Consider the following 4,317-nt stretch of genomic DNA (forward strand, 5'->3'; position numbering starts at 1 on the left):
GCCAGGGCGCAGGTGCCGATGGATCAGGTGATCGCCTTCGAGCTCGAAATCCTCGGCAGCCTGGGCATGCAGGCCTACCGCTATCCGGCGATTATGGCGATGATTGGCAGCGGCAAGCTGAAGCCCGAACTTCTGGTCAGCAAGAGGCTCAGCCTCGAAGAGGCTCCGGCCGCCCTGATGGCCATGGGCGGCTTCGAAGGCATCGGCATCGGCGTCGTGACCAAGTTCCAGTAGCCGCCCTCAAGCCCCTCAGCCTGGTGGCAACTCGCAACGCCACCTCTCGATGCAGCGCTTCATCGAGGGGCGGTCGATGCCTGCAACATTCGCCCCGCTGCCGTGAAATCCGAATGATCAAGGAGTGGCCTTGGCGGGGCAGAATAGAGCACTCGCGGGCATCAACACGGGCAGCAGCGGTTTTGGTCCTGCCATGGAAGGTATTTCCCAAGCTCCGCAGGATATCGGCGTTTTCTGAAAAAGCGCTAAGCCCAAGAACATCCCCCTGCTTCGCATCGGAGGCATCGATAACGGTGAAGCCGTATTGACGAAGCAGATTTTCGTATGGCCGGAAATCGGTAGCACCGAGGCGCTGCACATCGCCCGCGAGCCAGGTGGATACTTTGAGCGCCAGATCGTTTTGCGAAGAGTATGGTGATATGCGAGCGCTTGTCGCCCAGCTCCAAAACCTGACGCTTGAATACGTCGACATCGATATCAGGCGAGGCGAGAATGACTGAACGAATTTTGGGCGGCACTTTTGCGTCCTGTTGGCCATGTCGCGCAGAGCCTCCATGGTCAGCCATGCCCATTGAATGGGCCAGGATCACCACCTCGGCGACGCCTGGGCTATCGACGGCTGCTTTCAGAACGGCGTCGAGCCCGAAGCGGGAATAGATCGTGCTTTCGCGATCGTAGACGTAGTCGAGCACGTTGCCGCGCGAAGGCCAGGTGAACGGCACCGGTGCGGCATTGATGCACGCATCGTGAACGAGTTGTGCGAAACGATAGACGGCTTCGGCATGGCCGTTGTCGAATCCAGGCACGAAAATCAGCACGTGCTTCGTTCCCCGGCTTGCCTTGCGAAACCACGGCACAACCTGCTCCTCGCCAAGAAGGTCGGCCTTGAGCGTGACGAAGGATCGTCGCGGATCGGGCTTCTCAGCATTCGGCCACACAACGAGACCTATCTGACGAGCGCTGGCGGGGGAGACGGATACGACGATGTTGTCGAGGCGGACGTCGTCCCCACGCTCTCCGGTATATCTGAGCGCGGCATTGTCGGAGGGCTGGCGTGTGGTGGCAACTAGCATCCAGGGAATATGGGGCCGGATCGCTGTTCCGGCCCCATGAACGCTTGTTTCAGATCTTTAGGCCGGCAAGGCGCCGGATTTCTTCGCGGTCCAGGTGGCGATGTAGTCCATCAGGCCGGGGTTGAGGCAGTCATAGGGTTCGAGCCCGATCGTCTTCAGCTGTGCACGAATACCGTCCATGCGCTTGGGATCGACACCGGATTCGATGATCGACGAGACGAACGCGGTGAAGCCCGGCGGCGACCAGCCGTCCTCGACAAAGCGCTCGGGATGGATGAAGGACAGGCCCTTGAACGGATGATCACGCTCGACCGGCCCGTGCATGTGGACGCCGCAGCCGGTGCAGGCGTGGCGCAGGATCAGCGCGCTCGGGTCGACAATTTTCAGCTTGTCGCCATTCTCGGTGACGGTGACATCGCCGGTGCCCGCAACGGCAACGACCGAGAACACCGCGCCTTCCGGCTTCCAGCATTTGGTGCAGCCGCAGGCATGGTTGTGGGCGATCTGGCCCTTGACCTTCACCTTCACCGGCTTGCTGGTGCAGGCGCAAACCAATGTGCCGCCGGCAAAGCTTGCGCTCTCCTTGGGCAAGCCATTGTCGATCTTGGGATGCAGTTTCTCCGCCATTCTTGTCTCCTCCAGTTGTGAACCACAGAGGTCGCAGGCCTGCTGGTCCGCGGCGTGTGGTCTTCTTCAGTAAACCACGACACTCCTGATCGACTTGCCCTCATGCATGAGGTCGAAGCCCTTGTTGATGTCCTCGAGCTTCAGCAAATGGGTGATCATCGGGTCGATCTGGATCTTGCCGTCCATGTACCAGTCGACGATCTTTGGCACATCGGTGCGGCCGCGTGCGCCGCCGAAGGCGGTGCCCATCCAGGTGCGACCGGTGACCAGCTGGAACGGCCGCGTCGAAATCTCCTGGCCGGCGCCGGCAACGCCGATGACCACCGACTTGCCCCAGCCGCGATGCGACGCCTCGAGCGCTTGCCGCATCACCTTGGTGCTGCCGGTGCAGTCGAACGTATAGTCGGCGCCGCCGATCTGGTCGGCGCCGCGCTTGGTCATGTTGACGAGGTGGGGCACGACGTCGCCGTCGATCTCCTTCGGATTGACGAAATGCGTCATGCCGAACTTTTCGCCCCAGGCTTTCTTGTCGTTGTTGAGGTCAACGCCGATGATCATGTCGGCGCCRGCAAGACGCAGGCCCTGGATGACGTTGAGGCCGATGCCGCCGAGGCCGAAGACGACGGCCGTGGCGCCTTGCTCGACCTTGGCCGTGTTGATCACCGCACCGATGCCGGTGGTCACGCCGCAGCCGATGTAGCAGATCTTGTCGAAGGGGGCGTCGGGATTGACCTTGGCCAGCGCGATCTCGGGCAGCACGGTGAAGTTCGAGAAGGTCGAGCAGCCCATATAGTGAAAGATCTTGTCCTTGCCGATCGAGAAGCGCGACGAGCCGTCCGGCATCAAGCCCTGGCCCTGGGTGGCGCGGATGGCGGTGCAGAGATTGGTCTTGCGCGACAGGCAGGACGGGCATTGCCGGCATTCCGGCGTGTAGAGCGGGATGACGTGATCGCCCTTCTTGACCGAGGTGACGCCCTTGCCGACATCGACGACGACGCCGGCGCCCTCATGGCCGAGGATGGCCGGAAACAGGCCTTCGGGATCGGCGCCCGACAGCGTGAACTCGTCGGTGTGGCAGATGCCGGTCGCCTTGATCTCGACCAGCACCTCGCCCTCGCGCGGTCCGTCGAGTTGTACCGTCATAATTTCCAGCGGCTTTCCGGCCTGAACGGCAACGGCAGCGCGTACGTCCATCGTCTTTCTTCCTTCTTCAACCCTTTTCAGCAGGCCTTTGCCCCTTGCTGATCGCCTTTTCCGGCTCCAGCCGGGCCTCGAAGAGATCCGACGAGGTCAATTGCTAGCCGAACCTCACCGCACCGAGACCCGCTGGTGAGGTGATCGTTTTGAGTTCTCGCGCCATATGTTTCAGCACAGCCGGCGTGAACTTGTCGTAGTAGGCTTGGTTTCTCCGGCCAATCGCATGTTCACCACTGAAGCTGCCATCAAAGTCATTGACCACGACGTCATACACCCAGTCCCGGAGCTGGCCCTCCATGCTCGCATCTGCAGCAACGCCGCTTGCCCGATCGGCAACGAGATTGAAATGCACACCACCATCGCCGATATGACCGAAATCGCAGACCGCAACGCCCGGGAAGCGCGCCGGTATTTCGGCTTTCATCCGCTCGCAGAACGTCATCACGTCACCTCTGCGAAAGGCCAGATCAAACGCGACAAGCTTTCCCATCTGTCTCACGCCCTCGGAGATCGCATGGCGCAGCGCCCACATTTCATGCGCCGACCCGAACAGAGCATCGGCCAAGGGCGCCTCTTGCAACTCCCACATCTCTGCCAGGACCGTTTCAAGCACGCTGTCGAGCGTCTGCTCATTGTCGCGAAGATCCCAGGTTCGCGTTAACTCCGCCAAGATCACGTAATCGGGGATTTCGCGGTTTTCGAAGGGATTGCGCAAAGATGGGATATGATGGAGCGTGGCCTTGATCGCATTTCCGGACATGCCCTCGAAGGCAGTGAGATAGCCACCGGCGCGTGTTTCCATTGCACGAAGCAGTGACATGACATGGCCGGCACTTGATGGAACCAGCAATGCAGCGGCGCTTTGTCTTGGGCGCCGTTCAAGGTTGAGAACACATTCGGTGATAATGCCGAGACTGCCGGATGTACCAATAAAAATCTGCTTCCAGTCGATGCCGGTGTTGTTCTTTCTGAGCTCGCGGCCGAAATCGAGGATCGTACCTTCCGCATCCGCCAACACGACCTTCATGCCAAGCGTATTCTTGCGGGCGTCGCCATATTTGAGAAATCGTGCCCCACCTGTATTTGTTGACAGCATGCCGCCCAGCCGGGGATCTGCACCAAGATCAATTGGGAAGAACAGCCCTTCGGTTTCGAGCGCGGCATTCAGATCCGACAGCAGGAAACC

Annotated in this window: 5 protein-coding genes and 1 pseudogene; 1 reads left to right on the top strand and 5 read right to left on the bottom strand. The window is 60.4% G+C overall.

Annotated elements, in window-relative coordinates:
* A pseudogene (locus tag AC1DZP_RS35650) lies at positions 1–234 on the top strand (alcohol dehydrogenase); the annotation flags it as partial.
* Here the strand turns inward: AC1DZP_RS35650 and AC1DZP_RS35655 are convergent.
* From AC1DZP_RS35655 to AC1DZP_RS35675, 5 genes are all read right to left on the bottom strand, one after another.
* Positions 149–592, bottom strand: coding sequence for a hypothetical protein (locus AC1DZP_RS35655; protein WP_477308973.1), 444 nt, complete (start codon positions 590–592; stop codon positions 149–151). The pseudogene AC1DZP_RS35650 and the gene AC1DZP_RS35655 sit on opposite strands and share 86 nt — an antisense overlap.
* Positions 480–1,307, bottom strand: a complete 828-nt coding sequence (locus tag AC1DZP_RS35660) for an alpha/beta hydrolase (protein ID WP_477308975.1) — start codon at positions 1,305–1,307, stop codon at positions 480–482. The genes AC1DZP_RS35655 and AC1DZP_RS35660 overlap by 113 nt, the downstream gene beginning before the upstream one ends.
* 57 nt (positions 1,308–1,364) lie before the next feature.
* Complete coding sequence (gene gfa / locus AC1DZP_RS35665) at positions 1,365–1,934, bottom strand: S-(hydroxymethyl)glutathione synthase (RefSeq protein WP_477308977.1); 570 nt, start codon at positions 1,932–1,934, stop codon at positions 1,365–1,367.
* Positions 1,935–2,000: 66 nt separating this feature from the next.
* Positions 2,001–3,128 carry an S-(hydroxymethyl)glutathione dehydrogenase/class III alcohol dehydrogenase gene (locus tag AC1DZP_RS35670; RefSeq protein ID WP_477308979.1) on the bottom strand — a complete coding sequence of 376 codons (1,128 nt, stop codon included), beginning with the start codon at positions 3,126–3,128 and terminating at the stop codon, positions 2,001–2,003.
* Positions 3,129–3,231: 103 nt separating this feature from the next.
* Positions 3,232–4,317: FAD-binding oxidoreductase (locus AC1DZP_RS35675; RefSeq protein ID WP_477308981.1), on the bottom strand; the 1,086-nt coding region annotated here is incomplete at its 5' end.

Source organism: Mesorhizobium sp. P2_F8 (assembly GCF_056403655.1).

Coding starts and splice junctions, on each gene's coding strand:
- AC1DZP_RS35660 (WP_477308975.1), bottom strand. CDS start 1,307: ATGCTAGTTGCCACCACACGCCAGCCCTCCGACAATGCCGCGCTCAGA.
- gfa (WP_477308977.1), bottom strand. CDS start 1,934: ATGGCGGAGAAACTGCATCCCAAGATCGACAATGGCTTGCCCAAGGAG.